Origin of the sequence: Prescottella agglutinans (assembly GCF_004011865.1) — a bacterium.
Taxonomy (GTDB): Bacteria; Actinomycetota; Actinomycetes; order Mycobacteriales; family Mycobacteriaceae; genus Prescottella; species Prescottella agglutinans.
In genome coordinates this window covers 419,737-439,270 of sequence record NZ_RKLP01000001.1, presented here as the reverse complement: position 1 = coordinate 439,270, position 19,534 = coordinate 419,737, and the positions used below count along the sequence as shown (strand labels likewise).

Annotated in this window: 18 protein-coding genes; 13 read left to right on the top strand and 5 right to left on the bottom strand. The window is 71.2% G+C overall.

Annotated elements, in window-relative coordinates; translation table 11 throughout:
- Positions 1-183: 183 nt before the first annotated feature.
- Both EGT67_RS02040 and EGT67_RS02035 read left to right on the top strand, forming a co-directional pair.
- Positions 184-984, top strand: a complete 801-nt coding sequence (locus EGT67_RS02040; protein WP_127914356.1) for an electron transfer flavoprotein subunit beta/FixA family protein — start codon at positions 184-186, stop codon at positions 982-984.
- Positions 985-1,029: 45 nt separating this feature from the next.
- Positions 1,030-1,986 carry an electron transfer flavoprotein subunit alpha/FixB family protein gene (locus tag EGT67_RS02035; protein ID WP_127914355.1) on the top strand — a complete coding sequence of 319 codons (957 nt, stop codon included), beginning with the start codon at positions 1,030-1,032 and terminating at the stop codon, positions 1,984-1,986.
- Between the two features lie 126 nt (positions 1,987-2,112).
- On the opposite strand, the gene EGT67_RS02030 is transcribed toward EGT67_RS02035, so the two are convergent.
- Complete coding sequence (locus tag EGT67_RS02030; protein ID WP_127914354.1) at positions 2,113-3,075, bottom strand: type IV toxin-antitoxin system AbiEi family antitoxin domain-containing protein; 963 nt, start codon at positions 3,073-3,075, stop codon at positions 2,113-2,115.
- Between the two features lie 225 nt (positions 3,076-3,300).
- Between EGT67_RS02030 and EGT67_RS02025 the strand changes: the two genes are divergently transcribed.
- From EGT67_RS02025 to EGT67_RS01995, 7 genes are all read left to right on the top strand, one after another.
- Positions 3,301-4,128, top strand: a complete 828-nt coding sequence (locus EGT67_RS02025) for a GNAT family N-acetyltransferase (RefSeq protein ID WP_127914353.1) — start codon at positions 3,301-3,303, stop codon at positions 4,126-4,128.
- The gene (locus EGT67_RS02020; RefSeq protein ID WP_206612259.1) at positions 4,125-4,973 is read left to right on the top strand and encodes a lysophospholipid acyltransferase family protein; all 849 of its coding nucleotides are present in this window, start codon (positions 4,125-4,127) and stop codon (positions 4,971-4,973) included. Before EGT67_RS02025 ends, EGT67_RS02020 begins: the two co-directional genes overlap by 4 nt.
- 54 nt (positions 4,974-5,027) lie before the next feature.
- Positions 5,028-6,254 (top strand): cysteine desulfurase family protein, encoded by a 1,227-nt coding sequence (locus EGT67_RS02015; protein WP_127914352.1) that lies wholly within the window; start codon positions 5,028-5,030, stop codon positions 6,252-6,254.
- Positions 6,255-7,355, top strand: coding sequence for a tRNA 2-thiouridine(34) synthase MnmA (gene mnmA, locus EGT67_RS02010; RefSeq protein ID WP_127914351.1), 1,101 nt, complete (start codon positions 6,255-6,257; stop codon positions 7,353-7,355). It abuts the gene before it with no gap.
- The gene (locus EGT67_RS02005; RefSeq protein ID WP_127914350.1) at positions 7,352-8,383 is read left to right on the top strand and encodes a methionine synthase; all 1,032 of its coding nucleotides are present in this window, start codon (positions 7,352-7,354) and stop codon (positions 8,381-8,383) included. The genes mnmA and EGT67_RS02005 overlap by 4 nt, the downstream gene beginning before the upstream one ends.
- 134 nt (positions 8,384-8,517) lie before the next feature.
- Complete coding sequence (gene ligA / locus EGT67_RS02000) at positions 8,518-10,596, top strand: NAD-dependent DNA ligase LigA (protein WP_127914735.1); 2,079 nt, start codon at positions 8,518-8,520, stop codon at positions 10,594-10,596.
- Positions 10,597-10,938: 342 nt separating this feature from the next.
- Positions 10,939-11,427 (top strand): GNAT family N-acetyltransferase, encoded by a 489-nt coding sequence (locus tag EGT67_RS01995; protein ID WP_127914349.1) that lies wholly within the window; start codon positions 10,939-10,941, stop codon positions 11,425-11,427.
- A gap of 23 nt (positions 11,428-11,450) precedes the next feature.
- Here the strand turns inward: EGT67_RS01995 and EGT67_RS01990 are convergent, their stop codons facing one another.
- Positions 11,451-12,101: an ACT domain-containing protein gene (locus EGT67_RS01990; RefSeq protein ID WP_127914348.1), complete on the bottom strand. Its 651-nt coding sequence runs from the start codon at positions 12,099-12,101 to the stop codon at positions 11,451-11,453.
- Between the two features lie 187 nt (positions 12,102-12,288).
- On the opposite strand from EGT67_RS01990, the gene gatC reads away from it, so the two are divergent.
- The 3 genes from gatC to EGT67_RS01975 all read left to right on the top strand — a co-directional run bounded on the left by gatC (position 12,289) and on the right by EGT67_RS01975 (position 15,708).
- Positions 12,289-12,588 (top strand): Asp-tRNA(Asn)/Glu-tRNA(Gln) amidotransferase subunit GatC, encoded by a 300-nt coding sequence (gene gatC, locus EGT67_RS01985; protein ID WP_127914347.1) that lies wholly within the window; start codon positions 12,289-12,291, stop codon positions 12,586-12,588.
- Complete coding sequence (gatA, locus tag EGT67_RS01980; RefSeq protein WP_127914346.1) at positions 12,585-14,069, top strand: Asp-tRNA(Asn)/Glu-tRNA(Gln) amidotransferase subunit GatA; 1,485 nt, start codon at positions 12,585-12,587, stop codon at positions 14,067-14,069. Before gatC ends, gatA begins: the two co-directional genes overlap by 4 nt.
- Positions 14,070-14,193: 124 nt before the next feature.
- Positions 14,194-15,708, top strand: a complete 1,515-nt coding sequence (locus EGT67_RS01975) for a flavin-containing monooxygenase (protein WP_127914345.1) — start codon at positions 14,194-14,196, stop codon at positions 15,706-15,708.
- Here the strand turns inward: EGT67_RS01975 and EGT67_RS01970 are convergent.
- Genes EGT67_RS01970 through EGT67_RS01960 form a run of 3 tightly spaced genes read right to left on the bottom strand, consistent with a single transcriptional unit; the run spans position 15,635 to position 18,178 of the window.
- On the bottom strand, positions 15,635-16,162 hold the full coding sequence (locus EGT67_RS01970; RefSeq protein ID WP_127914344.1) for a mycothiol transferase: 528 nt from the start codon (positions 16,160-16,162) through the stop codon (positions 15,635-15,637). The genes EGT67_RS01975 and EGT67_RS01970 overlap by 74 nt on opposite strands.
- 43 nt (positions 16,163-16,205) lie before the next feature.
- Positions 16,206-17,555 (bottom strand): alpha/beta-hydrolase family protein, encoded by a 1,350-nt coding sequence (locus tag EGT67_RS01965; protein ID WP_127914343.1) that lies wholly within the window; start codon positions 17,553-17,555, stop codon positions 16,206-16,208.
- On the bottom strand, positions 17,552-18,178 hold the full coding sequence (locus EGT67_RS01960) for a hypothetical protein (RefSeq protein ID WP_127914342.1): 627 nt from the start codon (positions 18,176-18,178) through the stop codon (positions 17,552-17,554). The genes EGT67_RS01965 and EGT67_RS01960 overlap by 4 nt, the downstream gene beginning before the upstream one ends.
- A gap of 128 nt (positions 18,179-18,306) precedes the next feature.
- Between EGT67_RS01960 and EGT67_RS01955 the strand changes: the two genes are divergently transcribed.
- Positions 18,307-19,530 (top strand): sensor histidine kinase, encoded by a 1,224-nt coding sequence (locus EGT67_RS01955; RefSeq protein ID WP_421958070.1) that lies wholly within the window; start codon positions 18,307-18,309, stop codon positions 19,528-19,530.
- Positions 19,531-19,534: the final 4 nt, after the last annotated feature.

The following is a 19,534-nucleotide window of genomic DNA, read 5'->3' as shown; positions in this document are numbered from 1 at the left end:
CGTGAAAGCGCTCGTCGGCGGTTATGGTGAGACCGGATTCCGCCTAAGTTACCGGCCGGTAACTTGCCGTGGGGTAATCTGTCGCACAGCCAACGTGCAACGAAAACGCTTACGAGAGCTCGGCATGTCGCGGAGTTGCTCGCGATCATCAGCTAGCTACAAACAGGAGGTCGACGAAGACCCATGACGAACATCGTCGTTTTGATCAAGCAGGTCCCCGACACGTGGTCCGAGCGCAAGCTCACCGACGGCGACTTCACGCTTGACCGCGAGGCCGCCGACGCCGTGCTCGACGAGATCAACGAGCGCGCCGTCGAGGAAGCCCTCCTCATCAAGGAGGCCCAGGGCGGAGAGGTGATCGTGCTGTGCGCCGGCCCCGACCGCGCCACCGACGCCATCCGCAAGGCGCTGTCCATGGGCGCCGACAAGGCCGTTCACGTCAACGATCCGGCTCTGCACGGCTCCGACGCCATCCAGACCGGCTGGACGCTCGCTGCGGCCCTGGGCCAGATCAGCTTCGAGAACGGTGAGGCCGCCGACCTGGTCATCGCCGGCAACGAGGCCACCGACGGCCGCATCGGTGCCGTCCCGGCCATCATCGCCGAGTACCTGGGCCTGCCGCAGCTGACCCAGCTGCGCAAGCTCACGGTCGCCGAGGGCAAGGTCACCGGCGAGCGCGAGACCGACGAGGGCGTCTTCGGCCTCGAGGCCGGCCTGCCGGCCATCGTCTCGGTCACCGAGAAGATCAACGAGCCGCGCTTCCCGTCCTTCAAGGGCATCATGGCCGCGAAGAAGAAGGAAGTTCAGGTCCTCACCCTGGCCGACCTCGGCGTCGACCCGGAGACCGTGGGTGTCGCCAACGCGGGCACCACCGTCACCGCCTCCACCCCCAAGCCCCCCCGTACCGCTGGCGAGCGCGTCTCCGACGAGGGCGACGGCGGCTCCAAGATCGCCGCGTACCTCGTGGGCCAGAAGATCATCTGATCGAGCCCCCTCGAGACCAGCAGACAAGACAGGGAGAAGTAAGCAATGGCAGAAGTACTGGTGCTCGTCGAGCACGCCGAGGGTGCGCTCAAGAAGGTCAGCACCGAACTCCTCACCGCCGCTCGCGCGCTCGGTGAGCCGTCCGCCGTCGTCGCCGGCCCGGCCGGCACCGCCGCCAAGCTGGCCGACGCGCTGGCCGCCGCCGGTGCCGCGAAGATCTACGTCGCCGAGTCCGACGACATCGAGGGCTTCCTCGTGACCCCGAAGGTCGACGTCCTCGCCGGCCTGGTCGAGACCGCCAGCCCCGCCGCCGTCATCCTCGCCGCCAGCACCGAGGGCAAGGAGGTCGCCGGTCGCCTGGCGGCTCGCATCGGCTCCGGCCTGCTGTCCGACGTCGTCGACGTCCGGGCCGACGGCAGCGCCGTCCACTCGATCTTCGGTGGCGCGTTCACCGTCGAGGCCAAGGCCAACGGCGAGGTTCCGGTCATCTCGGTCCGCCCGGGTGCCGTCGAGGCCCAGCCGCAGGCCGCTGCCGGCGAGCAGGTCGTCGTCGAGGTTCCGGCCCAAGACGAGGGTGCCGTCAAGATCGTCTCGCGTGAGCCGATCGTCGGTGGCGACCGTCCGGAGCTCACCGAGGCGTCGGTCGTCGTCTCCGGTGGCCGCGGCGTCGGCTCGGCCGACAAGTTCTCGGTCGTCGAGGCGCTCGCCGACTCGCTCGGTGCCGCCGTCGGTGCCTCGCGTGCCGCGGTCGACTCCGGCTACTACCCGGGCCAGTTCCAGGTCGGTCAGACCGGTAAGACGGTCTCGCCGCAGCTGTACATCGCGCTCGGCATCTCCGGTGCCATCCAGCACCGCGCCGGCATGCAGACCTCGAAGACCATCGTCGCGGTCAACAAGGACGAAGAGGCCCCGATCTTCGAGATCGCGGACTTCGGCGTCGTGGGCGACCTGTTCAACGTCGCACCGCAGCTGACCGAGGCCGTCAAGGCTCACAAGGGCTGATCCAGGCCCCGAGGCTCCCGAAACCCCCGTCACCGGCACCGGTGGCGGGGGTTTTGCGTTTCGTCGGACGGGCTCACGGCTGCGCGCAGATTCGTCTCCCGCGCGCGCAATCGTGCGCGCTGGGCGTCACTTCGCGCGCAGCACCGTGCCCAGTGGTCGAGGTCGTCCGCCGCGTCGCGTCATTGCCCGACGGATTCGCTCGCCGATCACCGCCGGGCGGTCCAGGTCCCGCCAGGTCCACCGCACCACTTCCCAGCCGGCGTCGCGGATCCGGTCCTCGCGCTGCTTCTCCGCGAAAACGGCGTCGCCCGGATCCTCGCCTGGGCGAAGGTAATTGCCGTACTTCACCTTCCCGTCGAACTCGCCGACCACGCCGGCGTCGGCGAAGAGGAAGTCGACGCGCCCGAGTAGGTGGCCGTCCGGGCCCAGCAGCGATGCCTGCAGTTCGGGAATCGGTAGCCCCAGTGCGGACAGGGCGATGCGACTGCGCGACTCGCCGACGCTCTCGCTGCGTCCGTCGAGGAACCCGACGGCCCGCACCGCGGCCGGATAGCCGGGCCGTCCGACGGCATAGGCCAGGGCGTCCGACACGTCACCGCGGCCGAGCGTCGCCGCGTGCAAGGCCGAGTCGCCGGCGGTGACCGCCGCCTCGAACGACGCGGTCCGGCAGAGGTCTGCGACCGTGCGTGTGACCGTCGTCAGGCGGATTCCGTCACAGATGGTGACAAACCTGTCCGGGAGCGGTGCGCAGTGCAGATGCAGGTGTCGGGTGCGGCGTCCACCGCCGGTCAGGTCGCGCGTCACGTGGACTCGGTCCAGCGGAACGCTCCACAGCGACAGGCCGTGGAGAGCGGCCGCGGACTGGTGGCTGACGACCGCGTCCGTGCTCACTCCTGGCAGCGTCGCCCGGACCAGTTCGAGGTGCCGTTGTTCCGGACCGAGTGCGGTGTGGACGTCACCGCTCAGGTACGTGCCCGGACGCAGGCGGCGCAGGCCTCCGGTGCGGCAGAGGGCGCGGATCTCGGAGTCGGTGTAACCGCGGGCGATCGCGTCGCGTCGGCGCAGCACCGGCGGTGTCGGCTCGGTCATGACGTCGATGTTCGTCGACAGGGGGAGGGGAGCGCGAGGCCCTTGCGCCGACCTGTGGACAACTCGGTCTGTCCACAGCGGTCCCGCGCGCGAAGTTGCCTCCCGCGCGCTCGATCGTGCGCGCGGGGCGTCAATTCGTGCGCGGCGCGGCACGTTCACCGAACCTGCACCGACGCGACACGGAGCCGACGCCCCAGCGCTGCTCGCGCTCGATAGACCTGCGCCATGACAACTTCGCCGCTCGTCGAGACCGTCTGTTCCCTGCCGGCGCCCGAGATCGACGGGCCCCGCTACTCCCTCCTCGTCTCCTCCGACCGTGAGCACCGCGAGGCCGCGCAGCGGCTGCGCTACCGGGTGTTCGCCGCCGAACCGGGGTTCGTGATCCCGCAGTCGCCGGACGCCCGCGACGTCGACCGGTTCGACGACTTCTGCGACCACCTGCTGGTCCGGGACAACTTCTCGGACGAGTTCGTCGGCTGCTACCGCATGCTGCCGCCGGACGGCGCCCTCGCGGCCGGCGGCTACTACACCGCCACCGAGTTCGATCTCTCCACGCTCGATCCGGCCGCGCACCGTGTCGTCGAGATGGGACGCGCGTGCGTCGACACGGCGCACCGCTCGGGGTCGGTGCTGGCGCTGATGTGGGCGGGCATCCTCCACTACCTCCAGTTGACGGGGCACGACACCGTCATGGGGTGCGTCTCGGTGCCGATGCAGGACCGGCCGGACGCGGTGGCCGGCGCGAACGTGCGGGCCGTGCGAGACTTCCTGCTCGACCGGCATGCCGCGGACCGTTCGCGGTGGGTGCGCCCGCTGCGCCCGGTCCGGGTGGACGGGCGGGCGCTCGACGACATCGCCCCGCCCCCGCGTCCGGCGGTGCCGCCACTGCTGCGCGGCTACCTGCGGTTGGGCGCGAAGATCTGCGGCGAACCCGCACACGATCCGGACTTCGGGGTGGCGGACTTCGTGGCGTTGCAGAGCCTGCACGGCGCCGACGTCCGCTACCTGGAACGGCTGCGGCGGGCGTCGGCGACGATCGAGGCCGCGGCGTGAGCCACCCCTGGGTGCCGACCAGTCCGTGCGGGGCGGGGTGTCTGCCGCAGCGGCCCGCGCGGGTGTCGATCCCGACGGCGTGCGGTCGCTGGATCGCGCTGGTCGCGGTGGCGTCGTGCTCGTTGGTGCTGCCGGTGGTGCGGCTGCTGCCCGCCCGGCGACGGTGCGCCGTACATCGTCTGCTGGCGCGGACGGCGTTGCGGGGCATCGGGATCCGGCTCGACGTCACGGGTCGGGTGGACGGGGCCCGCGGGGGAGTGCTGGTCGTGGCCGGGCACGTGTCGTGGCTCGACATCCTGGTGCTGGCGGCCGTGGTGCCCGGGCGGTTCGTGGCGCGGGCCGATCTGGTCGCGTGGCCGCTGCTGGGCGGGGTGGCCCGCCGGGCCGGTGTCATCCCCATCGTGCGCGACAGCCTGCTCGCGCTGCCGGCGACCGTCGCGGTGGTGCGGGACCGGCTGATCGAGGGCGAGACGGTGATCGTGTTCCCGGAGGGCACCACGTGGTGCGGTCGGTCGTTCGGTCGGTTCCGGCCGGCGCTGTTCCAGGCCGCCGTCGACGCCGAGCGCCCGGTCCTGCCGGTGTCGATCGACTACGTCGATGCCTCGGGCGGCCGGACGACGGGACCGGGCTTCGTCGGCGACGAGGGCATCGTCTCCGCGATGCGGCGGGTCCTGCGCAGCCGGGGACTGTGGGCCGAGGTCGTCGTCGGTGCACGTCAGGACCCGGGATCGTGCCGCCGCGAACTCGCGCAGCGGTGTGAGCAGCACGTGCGGCGCGCCCCCGACCGGGACGCGCGGCGCCTCCTCGCCGGGCTGGAGGGTGGTCGCAGCGAGCACGCCGCGTGAAGCGGATGTCCGCCGACGTGCCGGTTCCGGGCGAAGGGCTATCCTTGACGGGCCATGATCTCGTCTGCCCACAGCTCTGCGGTCTACCTCGACCATGCCGCGACCACACCCATGTATCCGGCCACGATCGAGGCGATGACCGAGATCTTCGCCACGGTGGGTAACGCCTCGTCGCTGCACGGCTCGGGCCGGTCGGCCCGGCGCCGGATCGAGGAGTCCCGCGAGTCCATCGCGGCGTGCCTCGGTGCCCGACCGTCCGAGGTGATCTTCACCTCCGGCGGCACCGAGAGCGACAACCTCGCCGTCAAGGGCATCTTCTGGGCGCGGCGCGACGCCGATCCCAGGCGGACCCGCATCCTTGCGAGTGCCGTCGAGCACCACGCGGTGCTGGACGCCGTCGAGTGGCTCGTCGCGCACGAGGGCGCGCAGGTGACGTGGCTGCCGGTGGACGCGAGCGGCGCGGTGGATCCCGATGTCGTGCGGGCCGAGTTGGCCGTGCACGCCGAGGAGACGGCGCTCGTCACGGTGATGTGGGCCAACAACGAGATCGGCACGATCAACCCGATCGCACAGATCGCGGCCGTCGCCGCCGAGTACGACGTCCCGATGCACAGCGACGCGGTCCAGGCCGCGGCCCACCTGCCGGTCGACTTCGCGGCCAGCGGGCTGTCCGCGCTGAGCATCGCCGGACACAAGCTCGGCGGTCCGCAGGGCGTCGGCGCGCTGCTGCTCGGCCGTCAGGTGCCGTGTGTGCCGCTGCTGCACGGCGGCGGTCACGAGCGGGATCTGCGATCCGGCACCCAGGACACCGCGTCGATCGTCGGGCTCGCCTCGGCGCTGCGGATCACCACGTCCGAGATGGAGGCGCGCAGCGCCGAGCTGATCTCGTTGCGGGACAGCCTGATCGAGGGCGTGCGTCGCATCGCGCCGGACGCGGTCCTCAACGGTCCGGTCGGCGCCGGCAGACTTCCGGGCAACGCGCACTTCACCTTCCCCGGTTGCGAGGGCGACTCGCTGCTGATGCTGCTCGACGTCGCGGGCGTCGAATGCTCGACCGGTTCGGCGTGTACGGCCGGTGTCGCGAGCGCGAGTCACGTGCTGACGGCGATGGGGGTCGACCCCGTCGTCGCGCGCGGGTCCCTGCGTTTCTCGTTGGGACACACGTCGACCGAGCGAGACGTCGAGGCCCTGCTGTCCGCGTTGCCTCAGGTGATCGAACGTGCCCGCGCCGCCGGACTGGCCAGTGCCGGCGCCCGGGGAACGAACGGAGGGGATCGTTAGATGCGAGTTCTGGCAGCGATGAGCGGCGGCGTGGATTCCGCGGTGGCCGCGGCCCGCGCGGTGGCGGCCGGCCACGACGTCGTCGGCGTGCACCTGGCGCTGTCGACCGCGCCGGGGACCCTGCGTACCGGCTCGCGCGGATGCTGTTCCAAGGAGGACGCCGGCGACGCCAAGCGGGCGGCCGACGTGCTCGGAATCCCGTTCTACGTCTGGGACTTCGCGGATCGTTTCAAGGAAGACGTGATCGACGACTTCGTCGAGTCGTACGCGGCGGGCGAGACTCCCAATCCGTGCCTGCGCTGCAACGAGAAGATCAAGTTCTCGGCGCTGGCCGACCGGGCGATGGCGCTCGGGTTCGACGCCGTCGCGACGGGCCATTACGCGCGGCTCGACGACGGCGTGCTGCGCCGCGCGGTGGACGCCGACAAGGACCAGTCCTACGTGCTCGCGGTGCTGACCGCCGCCCAGTTGTCGCGGGCGATGTTCCCGGTCGGGGACACCCCGAAGGAGCAGATTCGCGCCGAGGCCGCCGAGCGCGGACTCGCGGTCGCGAACAAGCCGGACAGCCACGACATCTGCTTCATCCCGTCCGGGGACACCCGCGCGTTCCTCGGTGCGAAGATCGGGATCCGTCCGGGCGCGGTGGTCGATGCCGACACCGGCGAGGTCCTCGCGAAGCACGAGGGCGTGCACGGCTTCACGATCGGCCAGCGCAAGGGTCTCGGTGTGCAGGGCCCGGCGGCGGACGGTCAGCCGCGGTACGTGACGGCGATCGAACCGGAGACGGGCACGGTGCGGGTCGGTTCGGCCGAGCGCCTGAAGGTGTGGACCATCTCCGCCGACCGTGCGATCTGGACGTCCGGGCAGGCGCCCGTCGGCCCGATCGAGTGCGTCGTGCAGGTGCGTGCCCACGGGGGCACCGCCCGCGCCGTGGCCGAGGAAGTCGACGGCGGCATCGTGGTCCAGTTGTCGGAGCCGCTGACCGGCGTCGCGAAGGGGCAGGCCGTCGTGCTGTACCGCCCGGACGAGGCCGGTGACGTCGTCATCGGCAGCGGCACCATCGCCGGTACCGGCACGGGCGCCCCGTCGGATCGGACGTGACGGACGCGCGGATCCCCGTCGGTGTCGCGACGGGTGTCGGATCCTGGCCGGGCACCGATCCCCGGGCCGCCGCGGAGATCGTCGTCGGTGAACTGCCCGCGTTGCCGCATCTGCCGGAGTTGCCGGCCCGGGGCATCGGCGCGGACATGATCGGCCGGGCTGCGGCGCTGCTGGTCGACATGCCGCTCGACACCTCCACCACCGGCTATCGGCTGGCGCAGCGAGTCGGCGCCGCCACACGGACCGCTCGGGACCTGCTGGCCCGCGACCTGGACGCGCTCGAAGAGGCGTGGGAGCTGGCCGGGCGCCGCGGCACCGATCAGCCGGTGAAGGTGCAGGCCGTCGGCCCGCTGACTCTCGCGTCGCAGGTGGAACTGTTCGGCGGGCACCGGGTGCTGACCGATCGCGGCGCGCTGCGCGACGTGACGGAGTCGCTGGCCGAGGGGATCGCGGCCCACGTCGCCGCCGCCGCCCGGCGGCTCGAGTCGCCCATCGTGGTCCAACTGGACGAGCCCGCGCTGCCGGCGGTGCTCGCCGGTTCGCTGCCTGGGGTGTCGATCTTGCAGGCCCCGCGGGCGCTGCCCGAGCCCGAGGCCCTCGACCTCCTGCAACGTGCGATCGAACGCGTCGGTGCGCCGGTCCTGGTGCACTGCTGCGGGTCCGACGTGCCGTGGGCGCTGCTGCGCGGCAGCGGCGCCGCGATGGTCGGCTTCGACGTGAGCGCGCTGCGGACGTCGGATCTCGACGGCGTGGGGGAACTGCTCGACGCGGGCGTCGACCTGGCGTTCGGTCTGGTGCCGACGACCGCGCCGGACCGCGCGCCCGGATGGCGGGAGCTGGCCGAGCCGGCGACCCGATTGCTCGACCGACTCGGCTTCTCGCGGGAACTGCTGTCGTCGCGCGTCACCGTCACGCCGAGTTGCGGACTGGCCGGCGCGAGCCTCGAATGGGCCCGTGCGGCGCTGCGGTCGGCGAACGAGCTGACCCGGGCCTTCGCGGACGGGGCCGACCCCGACGAGAAGTCCTGAACGGGAGTTCACGGCACGTTTTCGGGCCCGGAGCGGTACGTCGGTTCCCGTTCGGGCGGTGCCCCGCGACGGCGAAAACTGTCGCCAGGCTGCGATAGCCTTCCCAGGTGGACCAGAACGAAGCCGTCACCGCCATGACCAGCCCGTCCGACGCCGTGGTGGAGCCCGCGAGCGCCGAGGACCACGAACGCTGGCAGGAGCTGGCCGAGGTCGTGCGCAACCACCAGTTCCGGTACTACGTGCTCGATTCGCCGATCGTCTCGGACGGCGAGTTCGACCAACTCCTCGGTGAACTGAACGCCCTCGAGGAGCGCCACCCGGATCTGCGGACCCCGGACTCGCCGACCCAGCTCGTCGGCGGCGGCTTCTCGACAGACTTCACCGCGGTGGACCATCTCGAGCGAATGCTCAGTCTCGACAACGTCTTCGACTACGACGAGCTGCGCACCTGGGCCGGCCGCGTGGAAGCCGAGACCGGTCCGGATCTGCACTACCTGTGCGAGGTCAAGATCGACGGCGTCGCGCTCAACCTCGTGTACGAGAACGGCAAGCTGGTCCGCGCCGCGACGCGCGGCGACGGGCGCACCGGCGAGGACGTCACGCTCAACGCGCGCACCATCTCGGACATCCCCGAAACCCTCACGCCCAGTGACGAATACCCGATCCCGGCGTTGCTCGAGGTGCGTGGCGAGGTGTTCTTCCGGCTCGAAGACTTCGCGGCCCTCAACGCGTCGCTGGTGGAGGAGGGCAAGGCGCCCTTCGCGAATCCGCGCAACTCGGCGGCGGGCTCACTGCGGCAGAAGAATCCGGCGGTCACCGCGCGGCGGCGGCTCGGCATGATCTGCCACGGTCTCGGTCGCACCGAGGGGTTCGACCCCGCGGGGCAGTACGAGGCGTACACCGCGCTCGCGGCGTGGGGGCTGCCGGTGTCGACGCACACCTCGCGGGTCGTCGGCATCGACGCCGTGGTCGACAAGGTCAAGTACTGGGACGAGCACCGGCACGACGTCGAGCACGAGATCGACGGCCTGGTCGTCAAGGTCGACGAGATGGCGTTGCACCGGCGTCTCGGTTCCACGTCGCGGGCCCCGCGGTGGGCGGTCGCGTTCAAGTACCCGCCGGAGGAGGCCACCACCAAGCTGCTCGACATCCGCGTGAGCGTCGGTCGCACCGGGCGTGTGACGCCGTTCGCCTACATGGAACCGGTGCTGGTGGCGGGGTCGACGGTGGCGCTCGCGACGCTGCACAACGCGTCCGAGGTCAAGCGCAAGGGCGTGCTCATCGGCGACACGGTCGTGATCCGCAAGGCCGGCGAGGTGATCCCCGAGGTGCTCGGCCCGGTCGTGGACGTCCGGGACGGCACCGAGACCGAGTTCGTGATGCCCACCGAGTGCCCCGAGTGCGGAACGACGCTCGCGCCGGCGAAGGAGGGTGACGCCGACATCCGCTGCCCCAACACCCGTTCGTGCCCGGCGCAGTTGCGCGAGCGCGTCTTCCACGTCGCGGGCCGCGGCGCGTTCGACATCGAGGTGCTCGGCTACGAGGCGGCCACCGCGCTGCTGCAGGCGGGGGTGATCCTCGACGAGGGCGACCTGTTCTCGCTCACCGAGGACGACCTGCTCGAGGCGCCGCTGTTCCGGACCAAGGCCGGCAAGCTGTCCGCCAACGGCCGTCGCCTGCTCGACAACCTGGGTTCGGCCAAGCAGCAACCGTTGTGGCGGGTGCTGGTCGCGCTCTCGATCCGGCACGTGGGCCCCACTGCGGCGCGCGCCCTGGCGAGCGAGTTCGGCAGCCTCGAGCGGATCGAGAACGCGGGAGTCGAGGAGTTGGCCGCCGTCGACGGCGTCGGCGGCACCATCGCGGCCGCGGTCGTCGACTGGTTCGGCGTCGACTGGCATCGCGACATCGTCGAGAAGTGGCGCGCGGCGGGCGTGACGATGGAGGACGAGCGCGACGAGACGATCGTGCGCAACCTCGAGGGTCTGTCGATCGTCGTCACGGGTTCGCTCGACGGCTTCACCCGCGACGAGGCGAAGGAAGCGATCCTGATCCGCGGCGGCAAGGCGGCCGGGTCGGTGTCGAAGAAGACCGCGTTCGTCGTGATCGGAGACGCCCCCGGCTCCAAGGCGGCCAAGGCGGAGGAGTTGGGTGTGCCGATCCTGGACGAGGCGGGCTTCCGTCGTCTGCTCGAGCTCGGACCCGACGGAATCTGACCCCGTAGCGGCAGAAGCGCAGCGCGACACGAAGATTCACACCGAATCGGGCATGTTGTCTACGTGATGAACGCCACTCTACGACGCGGTGTCGTTGGAGGCGGGGTGCCTGCGGGTGGAACGAACGGACGCTCGGGCGCGGCTCGGCTGCGCGGACGGCGGTCCATCGATCCTGGTGGGAGTCGGTTCCGCTGTGGCGCGGCACACGCCGCGGGTGCGCCGGCGGTGGCGATCCCGTCCGCCCGAACCGAGCGGTACGAGTGTGGTGGGTGTCTCATTTCCGCCGCTCGGAGCGTCTGAATCGGTTTTCTGACGGAGGGGAGTGGCTGACATAGTGACGCCATGATCGATATCCGACCCGCGACACCTGCCGACTACGAGACCGTCGGGGCACTGACCGCCGATGTCTACATCGGTGGCGGCTTCGTATCGGAGACGGACATGTACGCCGATCGTCTGCGCGACACCGCAACCCGTGCCGAGCACGCGGAGGTCGTGGTGGCCGAGGTCGATGGCGAGATCGTCGGCTCGGTGACCATCGCCGAGCCCGCGTCCCCGTTCGCCGATGTCGCCGAGAAGGGCGAACTCGAATTCCGCATGCTCGCCGTCTCGGAGACCGCGCGCGGCAAGGGCGTCGGCTCGGCGCTCGTGCGGCACGTGCTCGACGTCGCCTACGACCGCGGTGATCGCGCCGTCATCATCTCGACGCAGTCCGACATGGTCGACGCGCGCCGGATCTACGACCGCAACGGCTTCGTGCCCGCCCCGGAACGCAACTGGGAGCCCGTGCCCGGCATGGAACTCACCGCGCTGGTGCGCGAACTCGTCTGAAAAGACTCCCGGCCGTCAGGCCGTTACCCGAGGACGGTGGCGAGGATGCCGGTGAGGTAGCCGAGCCGCGCCACCTCCGAGGGGCGGAAGTCGGGGCCGCCGGGCCGGCCCAGCAGCAGGGCCCGGCCGGTGGTGCCGAGGGGTGCCGCGGCGAGGGTGGTGTCCATGTCGCGCCACGTCTGCGGCACCCAGTCCCCGTCGCCGTCGAGGACGGTGGCCTTCTTCAGCGGCATCCACGGCGCGTCGCCGGCGTGGGTCTCCGGTGCGCCGGGGCTGCCGACCACCCGGAAGGCGCCGTGGGCGCCGACGTCCATCACCGTGCACCAGCCCACCCGCAGCACGCGCGGCGCGTTGTCGACCAACACCTGGAGCCGGTCGGAGCGCGCCGTCGCGACGTGGTCGATGAGTTCGAGTTCGCGATGGGTGTCGAGGATGCCGGAATAGGGGCGGATCGAGTCGACCTGCACGTCGGTCAGCTTCTCGGCCGCGGTGATCAGGGTGTCGGGCAGCGAACCGGCCGCGACGTCGACCACCAGGTCGTCCACGGCGAATCCCGAGCCGCGCTCGACGACGTCCAACGACAGGATGTCGGCGCCCACGGAGCCGAGCGCGACGGCGAGTGCGCCGAGGCTGCCGGGCCGGTCGGGAAGCTGGACGCGGAGCAGGTAGGACACGGGTGACCTTTCCAGTCGTTCGAAGCCTCGGGTTCGATGCCGAAGAAGGGACACGGTGCGGGCCCCCGCCTCCTCCATCTTTTCACTCCCGGTCTGCGCCCGCTGGGGTGACGGGCTGCACGACCGATCCGGGCACGCTCTAGGCTGGTCGGGAACGTTCACTCCGACCTGAAAGGGGTCACCGAAGGTGCCTGCCATCTCCCGTGACGAGGTCGCCCACCTCGCCCGGCTGTCCCGGCTCGCCCTGACCGACGCCGAACTCGACGAGTTCGCCGGTCAGCTGGATTCGATTCTCAGCCACGTGAAGGCGGTGTCGGAGGTCGCGGCAGATGATGTCCCGCCCACCGCGAACCCCAACCCGATCTCGAACGTGACCCGGCCGGACGTCATCGTCCCGGGCCTCACGCCGGAGCAGGCGCTGTCGGGCGCCCCGGCCGTCGAAGAGGATCGGTTCGCCGTTCCGCAGATCCTGGGAGAGGGCGAATGAGCACCGATCTGACCCGCCTCGACGCCTCCGATCTGGCGTCGAGGATCCATTCCCGCGAGGTCTCCTCGGTGGAGGTCACGCAGGCGCACCTCGACCGGATCGGGAAGGTCGACGGCGAACTGCACGCGTTCCTACATGTCGCGGGCGAGCAAGCTCTGGTCGCCGCCAAGGAGGTCGACTCCGCGATCGCTGCCGGCGAGAAGCCGGTGTCGGCGCTCGCGGGCGTGCCGATCGCGCTCAAGGACGTCTTCACGACCACCGACATGCCGACCACGTGCGCGTCGAAGATCCTCGAGAACTGGGTGTCGCCCTACGACGCGACGCTCACCACCAAGCTGCGCGAGGCCGGCATCCCGATCCTCGGCAAGACCAACATGGACGAGTTCGCGATGGGCTCGTCCACCGAGAACTCCGCGTACGGCCCCACCCGTAATCCGTGGGACACCACGCGCATTCCGGGCGGCTCGGGCGGCGGCTCCGCGGCCGCGCTCGCGTCGTACGAGGCGCCGCTCGCGATCGGCACCGACACCGGCGGCTCGATCCGCCAGCCCGCCGCGGTCACCGCGACCGTGGGCACCAAGCCCACCTACGGCACGGTCTCGCGCTTCGGTCTGGTCGCGTGCGCGTCGTCGCTCGACCAGGGCGGCCCGTGCGGTCGCACCGTGCTCGACACGGCGCTGCTGCACGAGGTCATCGCCGGCTACGACCCGCGCGACTCGACGTCGGTGAACGAGCCGGTCCGCCCGGTCGTCGAGGCGGCCCGGCAGGGCGCGTCGGGCGACCTGAAGGGCGTGCGCGTCGGCGTCGTCAAGGAACTGCGCTCGGACAGCTACCAGCCGGGCGTCATCGCGTCCTTCGACGCCGCCGTCGAGCAGCTCACGGCCCTCGGTGCCGAGGTCGTCGAGGTGTCCTGCCCGAACTTCCTGCACGCGCTCGCCGCGTACTACCTGATCCTGCCGAGTGAGGTGTCCTCGAACCTCGCCCGTTTCGACGCGATGCGCTACGGCCTGAGGGTCGACGACGGCAACATGAGCGCCGAGCAGGTCATGGCCGCGACCCGTGCCGCCGGCTTCGGTAAGGAAGTCAAGCGCCGCATCATGATCGGCACCTACGCGCTCTCGTCGGGCTACTACGACGCCTACTACGGCTCGGCGCTCAAGGTCCGCACGCTGATCGCGCGCGACTTCGACGCCGCGTACGAGAAGGTCGACGTCCTGGTCTCGCCGACGAGTCCGTTCACGCCGTGGAAGCTGGGCGAGAAGGTGAACGACCCGCTGGCGATGTACCTGTCCGACCTGTGCACACTGCCGACCAACCTGGCCGGCCACTGCGCGATGTCGGTGCCGTCGGGTGTGTCCGCGGACGACGGCCTGCCCGTCGGCCTGCAGATCATGGCCCCGGCCCTGGCGGACGAGCGCCTGTACCGTGTGGGCGCCGCCTACGAGGCCGCGCGCGGACCGATCGCCTCGCCCGTCGCCTAGGGCGCGAGTATCGACAGCCCGGATCCGGACATCGGATCCGGGCTGTCGCGCGTTCGGCGGGACTAGGCTGCGTGGCATCGGGAAGTGACACGGGGACCAAGCGAACGCGCGCGAGGAGGACCGGGTGGGACAGCCGTCGATCACGATCATCGGCGCCGGGTTCGGTGGGATCACGATGGCGCTCGAACTGCGCCGCGCCGGACACACCGACATCACCATCCTCGAGCAGGGCGCCGACGTCGGCGGCGTGTGGCGCGACAACACGTATCCCGGTGCGGCGTGCGACGTGCCGTCCCCGCTGTACTCGATCTCGTCCGAGCCCAATCCCGAATGGTCGCGCAGGTTCTCGGAACAGCCCGACATCCTCGCGTACCTCCGGGGCATCACCGACCGGCACCACCTGCGCGCGCTGATCCGGTTCGGGGTCACGGTCACCGAGGCGGAATTCGACGAGCACACCAACCGGTGGTCGGTGCACACCGCCCACGGTGAGGTGATCGAGTCCGACGTCCTGGTCACCGCGGTGGGGCAGTTGTCGCGGCCCGCGCTGCCCGACATCACCGGCCGGGAGACGTTCGCCGGTCCGGCCTTCCACTCCGCCGAGTGGAACCACGACGTCGACCTCGCGGGCAAGCGGGTCGCGGTGATCGGCACCGGCGCCAGCGCGATCCAGTTCGTGCCGGCGATCGTCCCGGAGGTGGGCCGGCTGACGCTGTTCCAGCGCTCGGCGCCGTGGATCCTCCCGAAGCCCGACCGCGTCTACCACGACTGGCACCACCGGATCTTCCGGTCGGTGCCGGCGACCTTGCGCGGCGAACGCTTCATCACCTGGGGGATCTTCGAGATACTCACGGTCGGCCTGCTCCACACCAGGCAGCGCGGTGGTTTCGCGGGTGCGCTGGCCAGGCGGCACCTGGAGAATCAGGTCGCCGATCCGGCGATGCGGGCGGCGCTGACACCCGACTACGAGCCGGGCTGCAAGCGGATGCTCCTGTCCGACGACTACTACCCGGCCCTCACCCGGGACAACGTCGACCTCGTCGTCGACGGCATCGACCGCATCGAACCCGACGGCGTGCGGACCTCCGACGGAATCCTCCACCCGGCCGACGTCATCGTCTACGGAACCGGTTTCGCCGCAACGGACTTCCTCGCCCCGATGACCGTGCGGGGCCGCGGCGGCCGGAGCCTGGGTGACGCTTGGTCGGACGGGGCCCGGGCCTACCTCGGGATCACCACGGCCGGATTCCCCAACTTCTTCATGCTGTACGGCCCCAACACCAACCTCGGTTCGGGATCGATCGTGTACATGCTCGAATCACAGGCCCGACACATCGCCGGCCTCGTCGGGTGGCTCGTCGAGCAACCCGGCTGTGCCGTCGAGGTCGACGCCGGCGTCGAGCGCCGGTTCGACGACCGCACCCAGCGCCGGCTCGACGACTCGGTCTGGAGCCTGTGCAGCAGTTGGTACCGCACCGCGTCGGGCCGGATCACCACCAACTGGCCCGGCACCGTCACCGCGTACCGGCGGCGCACCCGACGACCCGACCGCCGCGACTACCGCGTCACCGGGCCTCGTACAGCCCTCGCACGTACGCGGCCTGCCCCAGATGCTGGAGACAGTCACCGATCACGCTGACGAGGCGCACCGATACGGTGACCGGCGGATCCCACCGGCGGTCCACGATGCGCTGCAACTCGTCGGGGGTGAGTTCGTCGATGTATTCGAGGGTCGCCAGGTGCACGTCGCCGTGGTAGTCGGCGAGCAACTGCGCATCCGCGTGCACGGCGCCGACGTCGGTGCTGCTGTGCCCGTACCCGACGTCCGCGGTGGGGAACGGGAAGTCGAACCGATCCTGCCACCCGCGTGAGGTCCACGCCTGCTCGACGTCGGCGGCATCGCTCACGTGATCGTCCTGCACTCGGGTGAGATGCCAGATCAGCCAGGCGATCGAATTCGCCTGCGGGCCTGGGCGATAGTCGGACATCTCGGGCGTCAGTCCGTCGGTGACCGAGACGACCAGTTCGCGGATGCGTTCGAAGTTGTCCCGCAGGACCTCGCGCGCCGCGTCCGTCTCCGTGTTTCGGCTCATGGCTCCACGGTAGGCGCCGCGCCCGCGCGTCGCCGGGTATCGCTCAGCAGCCGGGCATCAGCAGGCCCTGGTCGGCTCCGTACCGATGGCCGTGGCCGGCCGGGGCATCCAGCGAGAACGCGAGGTCGACGGTGGTCTGGACGAAACTCACGAACGGAATCCATTGCGGCACCGGTGCATCGACCCGGGCTCGGGTCAGGTCGGGGGCGCCGGTCAGCAGGGCGGGCGACCACCACACCACCGGATCGGAGCTGTTGGCGAGCACCGCCGCATCGGCGACGTGCACGGCCCCCGCCGGGGGTCCGGCCCACAGCACGCTGCAGACGGAGGTCCCGGTGGCGGCGTCGTCGAGGATCGCGCTGCCACCGACCGAGCCCAGGCTCTGCCCGTACACGTGCACCATCGGGCGCTCCTGTGGCGGCAGCGTGGCGACGCGCGCCGACACGGCCGCGAACAGTGCCCGGGCCGATTCCCGCGCGTCGGTGCGGCCGACCAGGAAGGTGACCCAACTGGGGGCGTACGAGTACTGCTGCCCGACGATCGCGACATCGCCGCCGAACCTGCGTTCGATGCCGCGCGCCGCCTCGCCGTCGATCCATCCCGATCCGGTCGGGACGGCCACCACCACGTGGCCCCGGGCGAACCCGCCCGCGCGGTCGAGTTCCCGCACCGCGAGGGCGGCGCGGGCGTCGACGTCCGGCGCGGAGTCGAGTCCCACGTACGTGCGGATGCTGCGAGGATCCGATGTGCCGGCGACGAACCGGCGTCCCTCGGCGCCCAGCGTCGTCCACGGGACGAGCGAATCATGGTCACTCGCAGTGAGGTCCGGGTCGACGACGGCACTCGTGGACCGGAAGTGCTGCGCGGCAGCCGAAGTCACACCGGGGGCCGCGGCGAACCAGGCGAGCGCGGCGACGGCGACGGCGAGGGCCGTCGACCGTGTGGGGCCCAGTCGGCGCGCCGCCGCCGCGAGCCCACGCACGATCCCCGCCGACCCGAGACACACCGCCGCGGCCCAGAGACCGACCTGGGCCCAGTGCGCCGCGCCGACCGAGGGCAGGGCCATCGCCGCGCGGAGCGAGTTCTGCCAGCGGTCGGCGCAGGCCACCGCCCAGACGGCGGCGGCGCCTGCCGCGACGAGCGCGACGACTCGCGCCGTCGTGCCCTGCCGGGTGCGCGGCCGCAACCGGCCGATCAGGGCCGCCGACCCCCACAGTGCCGCGACGAGGATTCCGGTCAGCACCCCTTGGACGGCCGCCGAGCGGGGGAGCAGTGACGGCGCCAGCGACACGACGGTCCCGCCCGAGACCGCCACGGACGTCCCGACTCGGGGGAGCACACCCGCCAACGAGAGATGACGCGCCCGGACTCCGGTGCTCGGGATCGCGCTCATGCCGGCACCGCCCACCGGATGCGCCCGACCCGGCGGACCACCGCCGCCACGGCCAGCAGGCCCAGCGCGGCGAGGGTCGCGCCGACGGTGTACCGGATCCAGGGCTCGTCGACCGGCACGCCGTACCCCTGCCGCATCGAGTTGACGGACACGGCGGTCGTCGCGGTGTTCGCCATCGCGAAACAGGATGTGCGGTCCCGTTCCCGGGCCTCGCACGCCTCGTGCATCCGACGGTCGAGTTGGGAGTCGAGCGCGCTGCGTGCCCACCCGCCCAGGTCGCCGCCGGTCAGGTGTGCGTAGCGCAATAGGTCGTAGCCGAGATCGTGTGCCTTGCAGGGGGTGTCGAACTCGGTGGGCAGGGGCACCGGTGACGAGCACGCGCCGTTCGGATTCACCAGCAGTCCGTCTTCGATGCGCGGTCGGTAGCCGATGACGGCCGCGAAGTCGTCCGGCACGGCGGATGCGTCCGGGGCGCCTTCGCTCGTGGTCAGTTCCGTCACCGCGCGCGCAGCGACCGAGTCCTCCCGGACGGGTGTGCCCGCGTCCGCCTGCGGGGCGGCCAGGGTCACTGTCACGATCGCGGCGCCGGCGAGGACCGTGCCGGTCCATCTTCTCGCATCCATGACAAATGACGCTAGAAATGGCTCGTACGCTGCGACATCACTCCGCGGAGTGGAATCGGGGCGGCTCCGGCGAGGGGTCGGCGGCGGTCGTGTCGTACCGGGGAGCCAGCCCGATCTCACCCTCAGGTATGACGCCGGACGAGACCTCGGTTCCTAGAGTCGAACCCGTGAGTGGAAAGCGAGTGGTCCGTGGCACGACGAGGCGGATGCGTGGGCACGGGGTGAACATCCTCATCGGTCTGGTCACCGTGACGCTGTACGCGGTGGCGTGGCCGACGCTGCACCTCACGCACCAGGTCTCGTATTCGATGCAGCCGATCATCGCGGCGCTCGCCGCGTGGCCGTTCATCCTGATCCGGGCCAATCCGGCTCTGGGATGGGCGGTCTCGGCGGTCTCGGCGCTCGTGATCCCCTGGGTCTTCGATCTCGTCCCCGACTCCGGGTACACCTACCCGTGGCAGGTCGTGCACATCATCGTGATCATGTCGTTGCTGCTGGCGGTCAGCCTCACCGCCGGGCCGCCGACCGTGGTGGTGGCCTGGATCTCGACGGTGCTGCTGTTCCTGGCCGATACCCCGGGACAGGACGGGCGGGGGTGGGCCGTCGGGTTGACCGCGATGGTCGTCTTCGGGCTGCTGATCCGCTGGCTGGTGCTCTCGCGCCGGCAACTCGCCGCCGAGGAGGAGGCCGGCGAACTCGAACGGGCGCGCCGCGCGATCCTCGAGGAGAAGGCGCGCATCGCCCGGGACCTGCACGACGTCGTCGCGCATCACATGTCGATGGTCGTCGTGCAGGCGCAGAGTGCCCCGTACCGGCTCTCCTCGGTGTCCGACGAGGCGAAGGCCGAGTTCGAGTCGATCGGGGCGACCGCACGCGAGGCGCTCAACGAGATCCGCGGGCTGCTCGGGGTGCTCCGCAGCGACGCCGAGGCGCTCGAGCGGGCGCCGCAGCCCGGCGTCGGACAGGTCGAGGAGTTGCTCGACGGCAGTCGTCGTGCGGGGATCGCGTTGTCGTGGAACGTGACCGGCGATCCGGCGTCGCTGTCGGAGTTGTCGGGGCTGACGGTGTACCGGATCCTGCAGGAGTCGCTCGCGAACGCGGCGCGGCACTGCCCGGGCGCGCCCGTGACCGTGACGCTCGACTACGGCCCGCCCGCCGTGTCCCTCGAGGTGATCAACGGCCCCGCCGTCGTCGCGGTGGGTGCGCCGCCGCGGCCGGAGTCGTCGGGCGGCAGCGGCATCGGCGGCATGCGCGAGCGCGCCGCGGCGGTCGGAGGCACCCTCGACACCCGAACGCTGCCCGACGGCGGCTTCGAGGTCCGGGCCCACATCCCGGTCGCGGCGCTCGCCTAGGCTG